The organism is Burkholderia cepacia, assembly GCF_001039005.1.
Classification (GTDB): Bacteria; Pseudomonadota; Gammaproteobacteria; order Burkholderiales; family Burkholderiaceae; genus Burkholderia; species Burkholderia theae.
Genome location: NZ_LDWR01000025.1, coordinates 16,503 through 32,099, shown reverse-complemented (window position 1 = coordinate 32,099; position 15,597 = coordinate 16,503). Strand labels below are relative to the sequence as shown.

Here is a 15,597-nt window from a genome sequence, read left to right as displayed (position 1 = left end):
GGTGGACGGATTCTGGGCCAAACCGGTGAACAGGCGCCGGGCCTCGAATCGTGCCGCGAGTTGTTTTCGATAAAGCGAGGCGTGCAGCAGATGGCGCTTGAGCGCGAAGTGTTGCCGGATCGGGCCGTAGCACGACAGAAATGCTTGCGTCCGACCGGGCAGTCGAACGCCACGCATGCGGCGCTCGCGTTCGCGCGTGGGCTGATGACTGTTCTCGGCGCGATTGTTCACGCGCGCAGCGGCTTCGACGAAAACATGCTTCACGTTCGCGAGTTACGGAATGTCGGCCTTGGCCGCCGGATAGCTGCGCAGTTGATCGGTGACGATCTTGTTCGGCGCGGGGCAGGCGCGTAGCACTCGCAGGAAGAAGCGTTTGGCTGCGGCCCTATCGCGCCGCTTCTCCAGCAAGATGTCAAGTTCGGCACCGTTCTCGTCGACGGCGCGAGGGAGGGCGACCGGGCCGGCGGTTTCTTGGTGGAGGTACGGGCCACGGATTCAGCTCCTGTCAAGTAGCGGCACGTCGACATAGTGCAGCGGCGGCTCGCTGCGTACCAGCGCGAAAAACTTTCCGGCTGCGGATATTCGATGACGTACTACGGAGAGCGAAATAAAGAGATTTTGTCTTCTTCATGTCGTCATCTTGCCGCCAACTCCCCGCAAACTTTACAGAGCGCAAGACGCGACCAGGATCGACTCCGGACGGCTCGTCCATGCTCATCCGCCACTGGACAGCGCTAATTGTATAGATTTGTCGTTTTTTTTGACTAGTCACTTCTGAGTAACGTTGCCTGTGTATATTTGTCATTTGATTTGACTGGTAATTTTTGATGCCATTTAATTCATTGCCGAAATTGCCAATCATTGCGGTGTCGGAAATGAAATACTTTATATTTGTTATTTAGAATTGCTTAATTAAAGATTAATGATAATTGCGAGAAGAAACGGAATGACGAATAAAGGCGGGGATATGCCGATCCACTATCGGCGCTTCCTCGTGCGCCGGGAAACGGCGTCCGAGGTAGCGTGATTTGCCATTCATCATTCCGTCATCCTACACAATCACCTCCGGCAACGTTACAATTCCGTAATTCGATATACGTTTGTAGATACCAGTCGAAACACCGTAACTATAATTAATCGTGAGCCAGGCGAGGGGGCCATGCTTCGCCAACACGATACGTGGATCTCTATGAAGCTTTTTGCAGACGCAAGATTATCAGTATTCCTTATTGCAGTTGTTAGTACGCTCACGGGTTGCGGTGGTGGGGATGGCGGGGGAGGCCAGCTGCCGAATGTTTCAACCGTGCCGCCAGCCGCTGACGGCGGCACGAGCACCAAGCCAACTCCGCCAACTCCGCCGGCGACGACAACCGATAACACGGACTGCAGTACTTCCAGTACAAAGGTGGCGACGGCACCGAGTTCGTCCACCGGGGGCCAAGGTGCGGCAGGCGTGATCGTAAGGCTGTCGCCATTCGAAACCGTCGCCCTTGCTGGGCGAGCGATGGCCGCCGTTACGCCGGAGCGACGGATCGCGGCCGTGATTGATCGAGTCGCCGCGGCGACGGGCAAGCAGGGCGCTGGCGGACGGATCTTTGCGGCTGTGGATGGGGCCGACCGCCCACATATCGAGCGAATGCTTTCGGCCTCGACTGCGCTGGTTGCGTTCGACCGGATCATCCCTGCCGCCAAGCTGGAAGCGCTTGTCAACGCCTACGCTGCGGACCCGGATGTGGTCGGCGCGGAAGCGGACGATATGATGAACGTCCGTGCGGTACCAACGGATCCGGACTATGCCCAGCAATGGAATCTCTCGAGTCCGACCGTCGGCGTCAACCTCCCGGCAGCCTGGGACATCACGACGGGCGCGCCCACAGTGGTGACCGCGGTCCTGGACACCGGATATGTGCCGCACGCGGATCTCGTCACGAATCTACTACCGGGCTATGACTTCCTCACGAGCATTGCGATAGGTAACAACGGGCACGCGCGCGGGCCCGATGCGATCGATCCGGGCAATTGGGTCACGCGTGAAGAAGCGGCCGACCGGTCGAGCCGGTTCTACAACTGCGATCCTCGGGCAAGTTCCTGGCACGGGACGAAAGTCGCGGGATTGATTGGCGCCACAGCCAACAACGGTATGGGTATCGCAGGGGTCAATTGGTACGGCAAAATCTTGCCTGTCCGGGTGCTGGGGAAGTGTGGCGGCCCGATGAGCGATGTCATCGACGGACTTCGCTGGGCTGCTGGAATCGACGTGCCGGGCGCGCCTGCGAACCCTACGCCAGCCAAGGTGATCAATCTCAGTCTCGGCGGGAAAGGGCGGTGTGGTGACGAGATGCAACGCGCGATAGACGACGTGATCGCACGAGGCACAACTGTTGTCGTGGCGGCCGGCAACGAAGGGAATCAATTCGGCCTGGACCGTCCTGCGAATTGCCGGGGTGTGATCGCGGTGGGTTCGACGGACAACACCGGTCGCCGTGCGTGGGACAGCAATTTCGGTGCAGACGTACTGCTAAGCGCGCCCGGCGCCAACGTCCTGTCGACCTCGAATACTGGTTCAACCAGTCCGCAGAAAGATACCTTTAGTGCGGATAGCGGAACAAGCATGGCGGCGCCACAGGTAACGGGTGTGGTCTCGCTGATGCTTACTGTCAATCCGACGCTCACGCCGCGCCGGATCGCCGAGATCCTCAAGCAGACAGCCCGACCTGCTGTCGGCGCGGCGGTGCAGTCGTGCCGCGCGCGCCCCGCCGGTGCCGGCATTCTGGACGCTGCCGCCGCGGTGGCAGCCGCCGCTCGACGCTGATCGGGAGGCTGGCCCGCATGGCGTGTCGATGGTCGTCGTCAGGGTTGTGGGGAGACATGATATCGGCGGAGATTGATATCTCGACCCGATCTCGCTGCACCGTTGACCAATCATGACGACGACCAACACGCCACGCCTCACGCAACAGGCTACCCGCAGAGGTTATGTCCGTGTTTCAAGGGGCTGCTCCAGAGCGCATATCCGCGGCAGAACGGGCTTGCGGTCGGCCTGCGCGAACTCGGGCGGATCGAGCGTAGGTTGTTCACGCTGAAATGGCTTCAGGCCCTGGCGCTTCGTCGGCGCGTGTCCGCCGGACTGAATAAGGGAGAAGTCCGTAATTCACTGGCACGGGCGGTGTTCTTCTACCGTCTTCTGGTAGTGGCTGCGATCACGCTCTGGAGCGCGGTATATCTGGAGTGTTCGATCGTCGCGTTGCGGCAGCAGCGCAAGATCGACGACAGCCTGATCTCACACGTCGTGCCGCTCGGCTGGAACGACATCAATCTGACCGGTGATGATGTGTGGCACGCCAACAAACGCGTTGCCAAGGGACGATTCCGGCCCTTGCACCACAGAAAATCGGCCGGGCCGCCTTAGCGTACGAAAAACCCGTTTCTTGAGGGCCCCCCAGCACTGACGCGATGGTGCGCGACCATTCCCGGCGCACGCATAACAAAAGCTGAAATCGGTTTTTCACGCGCGTCGGGCGCGTCCCTATACTTTGCCGTGCTGCGTGTGCGCCGTGTCGCGGATGCCGTGATCGCGCCACGCAGCGACGCTCCCGATCTTCTCGCTTAAGGAACCGCCGAATGACTGCCCGTGATGCCGTCGATCCGAGCGACGCGTTGCGCGACGCGCTTGCAGCACTGCTCGATCTCGCGAATGCGATCGGGCAGGATGCCGCGCAACGCGAGGCGCGTCGCGAGCTGCCGTTCGAAGGCTTCGCGATCTTCCGGCGCTCGGCGCTGGGCGTGCTGCGGATTCCGGTGGAACGGGGCGGCCTCGGCGGCACGCTGGTCGATCTGTTCGACACGATCGCGACGCTGGCCGCGGCCGACTCGAATCTTGCGCACGCGCTGCGCATCCACTACGACATGACCGAGACGCTGCGGCTGTCGCCGCGCACGCCGTTCAACGACGTGCAGCTCGAACGCGCGCTGGCCGGCGCGATCTTCGGCGGCGCGTCGACCGAGCGCGGCACGTCGCGGCCGGGCGAGAACACGACCGTGCTGCGCCGGGACGGCGATCACCATCGCGTGACGGGCCGCAAATACTATTCGACGGGCACCGCATTTGCCGATTTCGCGCGCATCAACGTGGAGAACGAGCAGGGCGACGCGCTTGCCGTGATCGTTCCCGTCGCGCGCGACGGCGTGCAGGTGCTCGACGACTGGGACGGGATGGGCCAGCGCATGACCGCGAGCGGCAGCCTGCTGCTCGACGACGTGCAGGTGTTCGCGGACGAAGTGGCCGCGCGCGACGGCGCGTCGCTCGTCGGCCGCCATTGCGGTGCGCTGCGGCAGCTTCATCTCGTCGCGACCGGCGCGGGGATCGTGCGTAACGTGGTGGCCGACGCGCGCCGCTACGTGCTCGCGCACGGCCGCCCAGCGCTGCACAGCCCGGCGCCGACCGCACGCGACGATCATTTTATCCAGCAGATCGTCGGCGAACTGTCCGCGCACAGTCACGCGATCGATGCGCTCGTGCGCGAAAACGCGCGGGCGCTCGACCGTTCCGCCGACGCGATCGCAGCGGGCGACGCCGACGCGCACACGCTCGTGCTCGACAGCGCACTCGCGACCGCGCGCACGCAGCTGATCGTCAGCAAGCTCGCGCTGCATGCGGCCGAGCGGCTGTTCGAAGTCGGCGGCGCGTCCGCGACCGCGCGCGAGCACAACCTCGACCGGCACTGGCGCAACCTTCGCACGATCTTCAGCCACAACCCGCTGCTGCACAAGGCGCGCGTGATCGGCGATTACGAGTTGAACGGCGTGACGACGCACCTGACCGAAGGGCGCGTGTTCTGACCCGGCCGCGCCGGTCCGGCGACGACGATCGCCTGCCGCGCGCAGCCTCCTTTCCGGGAACCCCTCTCATGACGACCCGCACCGGCCACCTGCATCTCGGCGCATTCCTGTATCCGACCGGTCATCACATCGCCGCGTGGCGCCATCCCGGGTCGCAGGCCGACGCGGGCGTCGACTTTCACCACTACGCGCGGCTCGCACAGGCGGCCGAGGCCGCGAAGTTCGATCTCGTCTTCCTCGCCGACGGCGTGGGCACGCGCGGCGACGACGTCGAATTCCTGAGCCGCACCGCGCACAGCTACGTCGCGCAGTTCGAGCCGCTGACGTTGCTGTCGGCGCTCGCGGTCGTCACCGAACGGATCGGCCTCGTCGGCACCGCGTCGACGAGTTTCAACGAACCGTTCCACATCGCGCGCAAGTTCGCGTCGCTCGACCACATCAGCGGCGGCCGCGCGGGCTGGAACCTCGTCACGTCGTCGAGCGCGCACGAGGCGCGCAACTTCAATCGCGATACGCATTTCGATCATGCGGAACGCTATGCGCGCGCCGAGGAATTCGCCGACGTCGTGCACGGCCTGTGGGATAGCTGGGACGACGACGCGTTCGTGCGCGATCGCGCGTCGGGCCGCTTCTTCGATCCGGAAAAACGCCATGTGCTCGACCATCGCGGCCGCTTCTTCCAGGTCCGCGGGCCGCTGAACGTCGCGCGGCCGCCGCAGGGGCATCCGGTCGTCGTGCAGGCCGGGTCGTCGCCGGCCGGCACGCGACTGGCCGCGCGAACGGCAGAGGTGATCTTCACCGCGCAGCAGACGCTCGACGACGCGGTTGCGTTTTATGCGGACGTGAAGGGCCAGCTCGCGGCGTTCGGCCGCGACCCCGACTCGCTGAAGATCATGCCCGGCGTCTTTCCGGTCGTGGGTCGCACCGAAAGCGAAGCGAAGGAGAAATTCGACGCGCTGCAGTCACTGATCGACCCGAAGGTCGGGCTCGCGCTCGTGTCGGGCCTCACGGGCGGGTTCGACCTGTCCGCGTATCCGCTCGACGGCCCGATTCCGCCGCTGCCGGAAACCAATGCAAGCAAGAGCCGGCAGGCACTCACGATCGAGCTCGCGCGACGCGAGAACCTGACGATCCGCGAGCTCTACCTGCGCATCGCCGGCGCGCGCGGCCATTGGCAACTCGTCGGCACACCGGAGCAGATCGTCGACCAGCTCGAGGAGCGGTTCGTGCGCTACGGCGCGGACGGCTACAACGTGATGGCGCCGACGCTGCCCGGCGGGCTCGACGATTTCATCGCGCTGGTACTGCCCGAGTTGCGCCGCCGCGGGCTGTTTCGCAGCGACTATGCCGGCCATACGCTGCGCGAGCATCTCGGGTTGCGGCGGCCGGTGCGTGACGTCGCCGCGGCGCGCGAGGCGTCGGCCGCCTGACGTCAACGCCGCAAGCCGGCGTCGCGCAGCAGCGGCAGCACGCGCTCGCCAAAGAAGTCGAGATCGGGCTTGAAGTCGTAGAAGCTCAGCTGGATACCGTCGATGCCCGCGCGGTGCAGCCGCACGATGGTGTCGGCGACTTCTTCGGGTGAGCCTGTGATCGAGATATTGCCGCCGATCGCGCGTGCGGCGGCCTGCGAACGCTGCTCGATGCCGCCGCGCCATGCATGCGCGTCGCTGTCGAAACGGTGGAAGCTGCCTGCGTCCGCATGCGCGACGATCGCGTCGCGGTACGCGCGTGCTTCGGCCGCTGTCTCGCGGCAGATCACGAGCGGATTGAGCAGCGTGCGGATCGTCCGGCCGCGTGCCGCGGCGGCCGCCTTTACGCGGGCGGTATGCGCGGGCAGCGCGTCGAGCGCACGCTCGGCGTCGGGGCCGGCCGGGCTCGTGACGAACACGATGTCCGAATAGCGCGCCGCGAAATCGATGCCCGCGTCCGAGCCGGTCGCGTTGATCAGCAGCGGGCGGCCGTAGCGCGGCTTCGGCGTCACGAAGGCGCCGCCCAGGCGCCAGCTCGACAGCGCGGGCGCGTAGCTGAAATTGTCCGGTTGCGCCCACAACTGCTGGACCGCATCGAGGAATTCGGCGGCCATGTCGTAGCGCCGGTCGTGCTCGATCCGGTTCCAGCCGAACATCTCGTGCTCGATCGCGCGGTGGCCGGTCACGACGTTGATCCCCCAGCGCCCGCGCGAGATGTGATCGAGCGTCGCGGTGAATTTCGCGAAATGCAGCGGATGCCACGGCCCGTAGAGCACGTGGCTCGTCGCGACGAGAATGATCCGCTCGGTACGCGCGGTCAGCGCGGCCAGCGTCATGAAAGAATCGAGCGCGTGACCATCGAACACGCCGCCGTAGCCGCCTTTCGGCAGCCACTGCGACAACGCGAACACGAGATCGAAGTCGAGCGCCTCGGCGCGGGCGACCAGTTCGGCGTTGTAGTCGAACGTCCAGTCGGTCGAGCGCGGCAGCGTCGACGCGCTCCAGCCGCCGGCCTGGATCGGCAGGAACAGCCCGAGCATCAGCGGCTGCGCAAGCACGCGCGAGACGGGGCTGTCGGGGAAATCCGCCGGCGAGCGGACGTCGACGAACGGCGACGGCGCGACGGGGGCGGCGAGGGCGGTGTCGCTCATGATGGGTTCCTTGCGGCGTGTGCACGCATCGAAGCCGTAATCGAAGCCGTACGACAACGACTCGCACGCGTGGCGGCGGTTCGGCCGGGGGCGATGCCTGATGTTCCGGCGAGCGGATCGCATCGCGTCATAGCTTGCCCGGCCTCGGATCGGGCACGAAGCCCGCGCGGTTCGGCATCTGCACGCGCGGCAGCGAGCGCGCGTCGAGCCGTGCGTCGCCGGGCACGATGCCGTTCAGGTGGAGGACGTATGCCGTGACCGCGTAGACGTCGTCCGCGCTCAGCGATTGCGGCGCGTTGTACGGCATCGCACGGCGGATGTAGTCGAACAGCGTCGTCGCGTACGGCCAGTAGCTGCCGACCGTCTTTTTCGGTTGTTCGCCCGCGAGCGAACCGATGCCGCCGACGAGCGGATCGCCGACACCGCCTTCGCCGCCCGCGCCGTGGCACATCGCGCACTTGTCCGCGAACACATGACCGCCGCGCGCGACCGCGCCCGCGCCGGGCGGCAGGCCGTTGCCGTCGGGCGCGACGTCGATGTCCCACGCGGCGAGCGCCGCGCGGTCGACCGGCTGCCCGAGGCCGAAGCCCGCGCCGAACGCGTTCGAGACGGCCACGGACGTGGCGATCAGGCACGCAAGCGGCTTACGCATTGCGCACCTCGCCGTCCGCGCCGACGTGCCAATTCTGGATGCCGTTGTAGTGGTACTGCGACTTGACGCCACGCGCGGCGACGAGCGCGTCGCGGGTCGGTTGCACGTAGCCGGTGTCGTCGGTTGCGCGGCTTTGCAGGTCGGCCGACTCGCCGTTCCAGATCCAGTCGGCCTCGAAGCGCGTCAGTGCGCGATCGCGCACGTCGCCCGCGATACGCGCGGGCCGCCACGTGCGGCCGCCGTCGGTCGACACGTCGACGGCGCGAATACGGCCGCGGCCCGACCACGCATACCCGCTGATCGGGCAATAACCGTGCGCGGCAAGACGATGGCCGGCCGAAGGCCGCGTGATGACCGACTTCGCATCCATCTCGAACACGAACTGGCGTGCGCAGCCGCCGGGCAGCAGGTTCGTGTATTTCGACGTTTCCTCGCGCGTCATCTCCGGCGCGCGCACCAGTTTCAGCCGCCGCAGCCACTTGATGTTCGTATTGCCCTCGAAACCCGGCACGATCAGCCGCACCGGGTAGCCGTTCTCGGGGCGCAGCCGTTCGCCGTTCTGCGCATAGACGACGAGCGCGCGTTCGAGGATCCGGTCGAGCGGCAGGCTGCGCGTCATCGCCGCGCCGTCCGCGCCTTCGGCGAGCAGCCAGCGCGCAGTCGGATCGAGGCCCGTTTCGTCGAGCAGCGTCGACAGCCGGACGCCCGTCCATTCGCAGCACGACAGCAGCCCGTGCGTGAACTGGACGGGCAGCCCGCTCGGCCCGTTCCATTCGCTGCCGGTATTGCCCGAGCATTCGAGAAAGTGGATTCGCGATTCGGACGGAAAGCGCAGCAGGTCGTCGATCGTGAACACGCGCGGCTCGCGCACGAGGCCGTGCACGACGACGCGATGGCGTTGCGCATCGATGTCCGGCACGCCTGCGTGATGACGCTCGTAGACGAGGCCGTTCGGCGTGATGTCGCCGAACAGGTCGGCGAGCGGCGTCATCGACGAGCCGGAACCGGGCAGTGCGGGCACGCGGGCGCTGCGGCGGATCACGTCGCTTTCGTGCGGCCCCGGCACGCCGTAGGGCGGCGACAGCAGCGGCGCGCCCGGTGTGCGCGTCCACGGCGGCACGTCGAGCGGCGACAGGGGAACGAGCGGCTGGCTCGCGAGCGCGCCGCCGGCAGGCAGCATCGCGGCAGCCCACCCGCCGGCGAGCTGGCGCAGCGCCGCGCGCCGGCCGGTGCGGGGCGGACGGGGACGGAAACGAGAGTCGGTCATGGTCGGACGCGTATCGCGCGCAGGGGCCGCACGCGGGGAAACGGACATTCTCGGCAACCGGGCGCGACGCGGCAAACAACGATTCCCGCTTTGCTTATCGTGCCTGTTGCGCCGCGCCCGTTGCGTGTGCCGTCAGAACTTCACGCGTAGCCCGCTGACGACCGCGACCTGGCGGTTCGTCGACGATGCGCTGCCGATGTTCGAGATCGCCGCGACCGCGCGATAGCCGCCGGCCGTTGCCGTGCTCGGGTCGCCGGCCGCGAGCTGGTAGATGCCGGACAGGTAGAGGTCGGTGCGCTTTGACAACGCGTAGTCGAAACCGAGCGTGAACTGGTGCCAGCGCGGCTTCAGCGTCTGGCCGCCGGTGCCCGGCAATCCGCTCGCGCGCCCGTCGGTGAACGTGTAAACGCCGATCAGCGTGGCTGCCGGCGTGATCTGGTAGCGCGCGTTCACGTCGTAGTTGTTGAACTTGCGCGACGAGCCGTCGACATAGTTGAGCTGCGTGTGGCTCCACGCGAAGCCGAGCGTCGCGCGGCCGAGTGCGTAGTTCGCGCCCAGGGCGCCGATCTGCTGCTTGAGCACGCCGCCGTTCAGCCCGTAGAAAAACGCGCCGCTGTAGTCGTTGCCGGTGGTCGAGGTCGCACCGCCCACCGCGCCGCTCGTATTCGACGTCGCATTCGGATGATTGAACCGCACGTAACCGCCGCCGAACGACAGCGGGCCGTTCACGTAGTTCGCCGACACGCCCCACGCGTTGTTGTTCGAGAACCCCGTGCCCGCGCCGCCGTTCGCCTGGTTGCTGAACGCATAGAGCAGGTCGGCCGTGAAGCCGGCGATCGTGTCGCTGCGGAACTTCACCGCGTTGTTCAGCCGGAAGCTCTGGTTCATGTTGTCGTTGTCGCCCACATGGGTAGCTGGCGACCAGAAGCCGGACCCCGAGTACTGCGCGACCAGATCGGTGATCGGCTCGTACTGGCGGCCGAGCGTCAGCGTGCCGATGCCGGATTTGCTCAAGCCCACGTACGCGGAGCGGCCGAACAGGCGGCCGCCCTGGCCGAGCCCGCCGTCGCTCGGACGGAACCCGCTTTCGAGCGTGAAGACCGCCTGCAACCCGCCGCCGAGATCTTCCGCGCCTTTCAGGCCCCAGCGGCTGCCGCTCAGCTTGCCGCTCGTCTGCTGGATGTTGCTGGCGCCGCCCTGGTTGTTCGTATAGGCGATACCGGCATCGACGACGCCGTACAACGTGACCGAACTCTGCGCATGCGCGCTGACCGAACCGATCGAAACCAAACCCAGGACTACCGATTTCTTGATCATGACCATCCTCTGTTTTTATGGGTACGTCTGCGAGGATCACGATGCTATTGACGACGGGCGCTCCGATGAACGGCCGATCCGTGGTTTGCAAATCGATGCGCAGCCGATTTGCAATGTGCGATGCCGCAAGCCCGGCATGTGCGTCGCCATCGCATCCGGCACGCATGCTGCGGCGAACGCATCGCACCGACGGCGAACGTCGACCGCCGGAAATGCGCGATCGCCGTCATATCGATCGGTGAAATCGTTCGATGTGCGCAATACATGCCGTTCGGTGCGCGATGCATTTACGCAACGACCCGCTGTGCAGCGCACGGCCGATGCGCTACGCGCACCCGCATATCGATTCCGCAAAACGTTGGTAGGGCCGGGCGAGGCGTGACGGTAGAGTCGGGCATCCGGTCGCGGGCCGGCATGCTCCGGGAACAGGAGAGCGCGCAAGCGCGCGTTCGTCCCGGCTGAACAACGAACACGGGAGCCGTTTGACATGAGTCGCGATGTGCTGTTTTTGCTGGAACCGGGCTTTGCCGATCCGAAGCATCCGGGGCAACGTTTTGTCTGTCCGCACGGACTGTCGATCGAAGGACTGCTGGCGAGCGCGCCCGACCGCGCCGGCCGCCTCGACGTGAAGCGCGTCGGGTTCGAGCGGCCGCGGCATACGGTGATCGACGCACTCGACGATGCGCACCAGGGCCTGCCGGTGCTCGTGCTCGGCCACGACCAGCCGGCACCGGACGATGCGCAGACGCTCAGCGACGTGCGCTTCGTCACCGACGCGCGCCGGATCCTCGAACTGCTGGCCGAGCGCCACGGATTTCCGGCGCTGCATTGACGCGACGGTTCAACTTCTCATCCCATCGACAGGAGCATCCGATGTCGTCAATTTCGGCGGCACGCCGCCGCCTGCTGCTCGCCGGCGCCGCCGTCGTGTCGACCCCCGCGGCCATGCGGGCCGCGTTTGCCGCGCCCGCCATCAACGCCGATCTTGCCGGCACGACGTTGCGCGTCGCGACCTACAAGGGCGGCTGGCGCGCGCTGCTGCAGGCGGCCGGGCTCGGCGACACGCCATACCGGATCGACTGGCGCGAACTGAACAACGGCGTGCTGCACATCGAGGCGCTCAATGCGGATGCGCTCGATATCGGCTCGGGCAGCGAGATTCCGGCCGTGTTCGCCGCGCGCCAGAAAGCGAATGTCCGGTTCATCTCCCGTGCCCGCGAAGACCTGAACAACCAGGTCACGCTGGCGCGCAAGGACACGCCGATCCGCAGCATCGCGGACCTGAAGGGCAAGCGCGTCGGCTACGTGCGCGCGACGACGTCGCACTATTTCCTGTATCGCCAGCTTGCGGAGGCGGGCCTGAGCTTCGACGACATCCAGCCGATCAACCTGTCGCCCACCGACGGGTTATCCGCGTACGACCGCGGCGACATCGACGCATGGGCGATCTACGGCTACAACGGCCAGCTCGCGCGCAATCGCTACGGCGCGCGGGTGCTGAAGACGGGGAAGGGTTATCTGTCGGGAAATTTCCCGGTCTACGCGAATCCCCGCACGCTCGACGATGCGCGTCGTCGTGCGGCGACCGGCGATCTGTTGCTGCGGTTCCGGCGTGCGTATGCGTGGGCGAACGGGCATTTTCATGACTATGCGCTCGTGCAGAACCGCGAGACGCGCGTGCCGGTTGCCGATCTCGTCGCGATGTTCGAGCAGCGCAGCGAAGACTATGCGCTGCTGCCGGTGACGCCCGACGTGGTTGCGCAGCATCAGCAGGTCGCGGACGTGTTCGCCCGGATCGGCGTGCTGGACGGGCCGGCCAATGTCGCGCCGCTGTGGGATACGTCGTTCAACGCGCTGGTGGCGTCGGTGTGAGGTTATGTGGAGAACGGGATGCCGTGCCTGAGTGCGAAGCTCACGCGAACCTTCCCGTACGACACCAACCGTATCGCGCATTGGCGACCATTGCATCCCACGCGCCGATCGCCGGTTGCCGAACGATGCGGACACTGGGATACCACGGCGTGGCCCTCGGCAACCGTTCGTAGCGCCAGTCTACGTGGAGCGGCGACAGCAGAATGGCCGGCAGGTTGAGGCTGGCGAGGTCGAAATACTCGATCGCGCATGGACCGGATATCCAATCCGCAGACGCAATGCCGGTCAGCCCGACAGGCCTGTCTCCGCATGTCGCGTGGCAAGCGCGCAATAATCCAATTCGAAATTTGTCTAGTCATCCTTGCGATTCGTCTAGGTCTGTTGCACCAAATTCGTGCCCGGATTCCCCGCAACGAGGCACGCCGGAGGCCTGTAATTAAGGGATTTCCCGCGTTTGCGTCGATTTTTATTGTCGACGCTTGTCCTGCCGTTTTTCTTCTTGCATGCTTGTATAGACAAATTCCTGAGGCGGCTTGCATGACCGAAGGGATGACGAACTTCAACGCAAGGAGAAATCTCGTGAACGGCAAGCGCATCAAGTGGGCAGTCAAGACGATCGGCGTCATCGCGGCCGCGGCGGCAACGCTCGCCGCGCCGGTGCAGGCGAAGGAGTGGAAGACGGTGACGGTGGCGCTCGAAGGCGGCTACGCACCGTGGAACCTCACGCTGCCGGGCGGCAAGCTCGGCGGCTTCGAGCCGGAACTGCTCGCGAATGTCTGCGGCCGGATCAAGGTTCAGTGCAACATGGTCGCGCAGGACTGGGACGGGATGATCCCCGGCCTGCAGGCCGGCAAGTTCGATGTCCTGATGGATGCGATCTCGATCACGCCGGAGCGCGAGAAGATCCTGCTGTTCTCGCGCCCCTATGCGGCCACGCCGGCGACGTTCGCCGTCACCGACACGAAGATCATTCCGAAGGCCGCGCCCGGCGCGCCGGCCGTCAAGCTGACCGGCGACGCGAACGCCGACAAGCCGACCGTCGACGTGCTGCGCAAGCAGCTGAAGGGCAAGACGATCGGTATCCAGTCGGGCACCGTCTATACGAAATTCATCAACGACAGCTTCAAGGACATCGCGTCGATCCGCGTGTACAAGACTTCGCCCGAGCGCGATCTCGACCTCGTCGCCGGTCGCATCGATGCGTCGTTCGACGACGTCACGTACTACGCGGCGAACATCGAGAAAAAGGAAAACGCGTCGATCGTGCTTGCGGGCCCGAAGCTCGGCGGGCCGATCTGGGGGCCGGGCGAAGGTCTTGCGTTTCGCAAGCAGGACGCCGACCTGAAGACGAAGTTCGATGCGGCGATCGGCGCGGCGCTCGCGGACGGCACCGTGAAGAAACTCGCAGACAAGTGGTTCAAGACCGACGTCACGCCGTAAGCGCACGTCCGGCAGCCGCCGTGTAAGCGACACGCAACGACACCGCGACGCGCGGCGGCACGCATCCTGTCGATCCATTCAACGCTTGCCGGGAGGCACGCATGGCGATCCTTGAAATGCTGGGCTTCGGAACCGAAGGCTGGGGCGGTGTGCTGCTGCTCGCCGCGCTGATGACGGTCGCGCTGACGCTCGCCGCGCTTGCTGTCGGCGCCGTGATCGGCGCGGCGATCGCCGCCGCGAAACTGTCGCGCCACCGCAGCGCCCGCCTGCTCGGCGACCTCTACACGACGGTGTTTCGCGGCGTGCCCGAACTGCTCGTCATCTACCTGTTCTATTTCGGCGGCTCGACGCTCGTGACGACCATCGGCCAGTGGTTCGGCGCGGAAGGCTTCATCGGCGTGCCGCCGTTCGTGATTGGCGCGCTGGCGGTCGGGATGATTTCCGGCGCGTATCAGGCGGAGGTCTACCGCGCGGCCGTGCTGGCCGTGTCGAAGGGAGAACTCGAAGCGGCCCGCTCGATCGGCATGCCGCGCAGCATGGTGCTGCGCCGCATCCTGATTCCGCAGGTGCTGCGCTTTGCGCTGCCCGGCATCGGCAACGTGTGGCAACTGAGCTTAAAGGACTCGGCGCTGATCTCGGTCGCCGGGCTCGCCGAGCTGCTGCGCACGAGCCAGATCGCCGCGAACTCGACGCACCAGTACTTCGTGTTCTTCGTCGCGGGCGGCGCGCTCTACCTCGTGATGACGGGCCTGTCGAACCGCGTGTTCAACCGGGCGGAAGCGATCGTGGGCCGCTCGTTCCGCCGCAATTTCGCGCGCAACTGACGGAGAGCACGCATGTCCATCGATTTCGCCTTCCTCATCGACACGCTGCGCCAGTTGCTCGCGGCCGTGCCGACCACGCTCGGCCTGTTCTTCGCGTCGCTCGTGCTCGGCGGCCTGCTGTCGCTCGTGATCGTCACGATGCGCGTGTCGCCGCGCTGGCTGCCGAACCGCTTCGCACGCGCATACATCCTCGTGTTTCGCGGGTCGCCGCTGCTGATCCAGATGTTCCTCGTGTACTACGGGCTCGGCCAGTTCGGCGTGATTCGCGAGAGCTTCGTGTGGCCGCTGCTGCGCGAACCGTATGTGTGCGCGGTGCTGTCGCTGGCGTTGTGTACCGCCGGCTACACGGCCGAGATTCTGCGCGGCGGACTGATGGCCGTGCCGGTCGGGCAGATCGAGGCCGGTTATTCGATCGGCCTGTCGGGCTTCGCGCTGCTGCGGCGCGTGATCGGCCCGATCGCATTGCGTCAGTGCCTGCCTGCGTACTCGACCGAAGCCGTGCTGCTCGTCAAGTCGACCGCGCTGGCCAGCCTCGTCACGGTGTGGGAAGTGACGGGCGTCGCGCAGCAGATCATCCAGCAGACCTACCGGACGACCGAGGTGTTCGTGTGCGCGGCCCTCATCTACCTCGGCCTGAACTTCATCGTCGTGCGCGTGCTCGGCGCGCTCGAATGGCGGTTGTCGGGCCACCTGCGCGCGCCGAAGCCGGCCGGCAAGGCGGCCGCCGCCGCGCGCAACGCCCGGCGCGTCGCGTCCTGAGCGCATC

The 15,597-nt window shown here is 66.0% G+C and carries 13 protein-coding genes and 2 pseudogenes; 10 read left to right on the top strand and 5 right to left on the bottom strand.

Translation table 11 applies throughout. The annotated features are described in order from the left end of the window. Positions 1 to 3 precede the first annotated feature (3 nt). Positions 4 to 459: pseudogene (locus VL15_RS40160) on the bottom strand (DDE-type integrase/transposase/recombinase); the annotation flags it as partial. Positions 460 to 1,228: 769 nt separating this feature from the next. On the opposite strand from VL15_RS40160, the gene VL15_RS15475 reads away from it, so the two are divergent. The 4 genes and pseudogenes from VL15_RS15475 to VL15_RS15460 all read left to right on the top strand — a co-directional run bounded on the left by VL15_RS15475 (position 1,229) and on the right by VL15_RS15460 (position 6,269). Continuing rightward, positions 1,229 to 2,812, top strand: a complete 1,584-nt coding sequence (locus VL15_RS15475; RefSeq protein ID WP_048246567.1) for a S8 family peptidase — start codon at positions 1,229 to 1,231, stop codon at positions 2,810 to 2,812. Between the two features lie 195 nt (positions 2,813 to 3,007). Continuing rightward, positions 3,008 to 3,409 (top strand): annotated as a pseudogene (locus tag VL15_RS15470) (Tn3 family transposase); the annotation flags it as partial. 212 nt (positions 3,410 to 3,621) lie between these two features. After that, a complete protein-coding gene (locus VL15_RS15465; protein WP_048246508.1) occupies positions 3,622 to 4,839 on the top strand; it encodes an acyl-CoA dehydrogenase family protein in 1,218 nt (405 codons plus the stop codon). A gap of 68 nt (positions 4,840 to 4,907) precedes the next feature. After that, complete coding sequence (locus VL15_RS15460) at positions 4,908 to 6,269, top strand: LLM class flavin-dependent oxidoreductase (RefSeq protein WP_048246507.1); 1,362 nt, start codon at positions 4,908 to 4,910, stop codon at positions 6,267 to 6,269. 2 nt (positions 6,270 to 6,271) lie between these two features. On the opposite strand, the gene VL15_RS15455 is transcribed toward VL15_RS15460, so the two are convergent. The 4 genes from VL15_RS15455 to VL15_RS15440 form a co-directional block, all read right to left on the bottom strand. After that, positions 6,272 to 7,459, bottom strand: coding sequence for an LLM class flavin-dependent oxidoreductase (locus tag VL15_RS15455; RefSeq protein WP_048246565.1), 1,188 nt, complete (start codon positions 7,457 to 7,459; stop codon positions 6,272 to 6,274). Positions 7,460 to 7,586: 127 nt separating this feature from the next. Next, entirely contained in the window at positions 7,587 to 8,111 is a 525-nt protein-coding gene (locus VL15_RS15450; RefSeq protein WP_048246506.1) for a c-type cytochrome, read from the bottom strand. Continuing rightward, a complete protein-coding gene (gene soxC, locus VL15_RS15445; protein WP_048246505.1) occupies positions 8,104 to 9,378 on the bottom strand; it encodes a sulfite dehydrogenase in 1,275 nt (424 codons plus the stop codon). Before soxC ends, VL15_RS15450 begins: the two co-directional genes overlap by 8 nt. A 132-nt stretch (positions 9,379 to 9,510) precedes the next feature. After that, complete coding sequence (locus tag VL15_RS15440; protein WP_048246504.1) at positions 9,511 to 10,695, bottom strand: porin; 1,185 nt, start codon at positions 10,693 to 10,695, stop codon at positions 9,511 to 9,513. Between VL15_RS15440 and VL15_RS40155 the strand changes: the two genes are divergently transcribed. The 6 genes from VL15_RS40155 (at position 10,694) to VL15_RS15410 (ending at position 15,590) form a co-directional block, all read left to right on the top strand. Continuing rightward, positions 10,694 to 11,077, top strand: coding sequence for a hypothetical protein (locus VL15_RS40155; protein WP_155420232.1), 384 nt, complete (start codon positions 10,694 to 10,696; stop codon positions 11,075 to 11,077). The genes VL15_RS15440 and VL15_RS40155 overlap by 2 nt on opposite strands. A 105-nt stretch (positions 11,078 to 11,182) precedes the next feature. Beyond that, positions 11,183 to 11,527 carry a DUF3088 domain-containing protein gene (locus VL15_RS15430; protein ID WP_048246502.1) on the top strand — a complete coding sequence of 115 codons (345 nt, stop codon included), beginning with the start codon at positions 11,183 to 11,185 and terminating at the stop codon, positions 11,525 to 11,527. A 41-nt stretch (positions 11,528 to 11,568) separates the two neighbouring features. After that, positions 11,569 to 12,567: an ABC transporter substrate-binding protein gene (locus VL15_RS15425; protein WP_048246501.1), complete on the top strand. Its 999-nt coding sequence runs from the start codon at positions 11,569 to 11,571 to the stop codon at positions 12,565 to 12,567. 579 nt (positions 12,568 to 13,146) lie between these two features. Further along, positions 13,147 to 14,007, top strand: a complete 861-nt coding sequence (locus VL15_RS15420) for a transporter substrate-binding domain-containing protein (protein ID WP_048246563.1) — start codon at positions 13,147 to 13,149, stop codon at positions 14,005 to 14,007. A 101-nt stretch (positions 14,008 to 14,108) separates the two neighbouring features. After that, a complete protein-coding gene (locus tag VL15_RS15415; RefSeq protein ID WP_048246500.1) occupies positions 14,109 to 14,831 on the top strand; it encodes an ABC transporter permease in 723 nt (240 codons plus the stop codon). Between the two features lie 12 nt (positions 14,832 to 14,843). Continuing rightward, complete coding sequence (locus VL15_RS15410; RefSeq protein WP_048246499.1) at positions 14,844 to 15,590, top strand: ABC transporter permease; 747 nt, start codon at positions 14,844 to 14,846, stop codon at positions 15,588 to 15,590. Positions 15,591 to 15,597: the final 7 nt, after the last annotated feature.

Bases quoted from the DNA above. Each gene is read 5' to 3' on its own strand.
- VL15_RS15440 (WP_048246504.1), bottom strand. From the start codon at position 10,695: ATGATCAAGAAATCGGTAGTCCTGGGTTTGGTTTCGATCGGTTCGGTC.
- VL15_RS15415 (WP_048246500.1), top strand. From the start codon at position 14,109: ATGGCGATCCTTGAAATGCTGGGCTTCGGAACCGAAGGCTGGGGCGGT.
- soxC (WP_048246505.1), bottom strand. From the start codon at position 9,378: ATGACCGACTCTCGTTTCCGTCCCCGTCCGCCCCGCACCGGCCGGCGC.
- VL15_RS15430 (WP_048246502.1), top strand. From the start codon at position 11,183: ATGAGTCGCGATGTGCTGTTTTTGCTGGAACCGGGCTTTGCCGATCCG.
- VL15_RS15455 (WP_048246565.1), bottom strand. From the start codon at position 7,459: ATGAGCGACACCGCCCTCGCCGCCCCCGTCGCGCCGTCGCCGTTCGTC.
- VL15_RS15460 (WP_048246507.1), top strand. From the start codon at position 4,908: ATGACGACCCGCACCGGCCACCTGCATCTCGGCGCATTCCTGTATCCG.
- VL15_RS40155 (WP_155420232.1), top strand. From the start codon at position 10,694: ATGACCATCCTCTGTTTTTATGGGTACGTCTGCGAGGATCACGATGCT.
- VL15_RS15425 (WP_048246501.1), top strand. From the start codon at position 11,569: ATGTCGTCAATTTCGGCGGCACGCCGCCGCCTGCTGCTCGCCGGCGCC.
- VL15_RS15410 (WP_048246499.1), top strand. From the start codon at position 14,844: ATGTCCATCGATTTCGCCTTCCTCATCGACACGCTGCGCCAGTTGCTC.
- VL15_RS15450 (WP_048246506.1), bottom strand. From the start codon at position 8,111: ATGCGTAAGCCGCTTGCGTGCCTGATCGCCACGTCCGTGGCCGTCTCG.
- VL15_RS15465 (WP_048246508.1), top strand. From the start codon at position 3,622: ATGACTGCCCGTGATGCCGTCGATCCGAGCGACGCGTTGCGCGACGCG.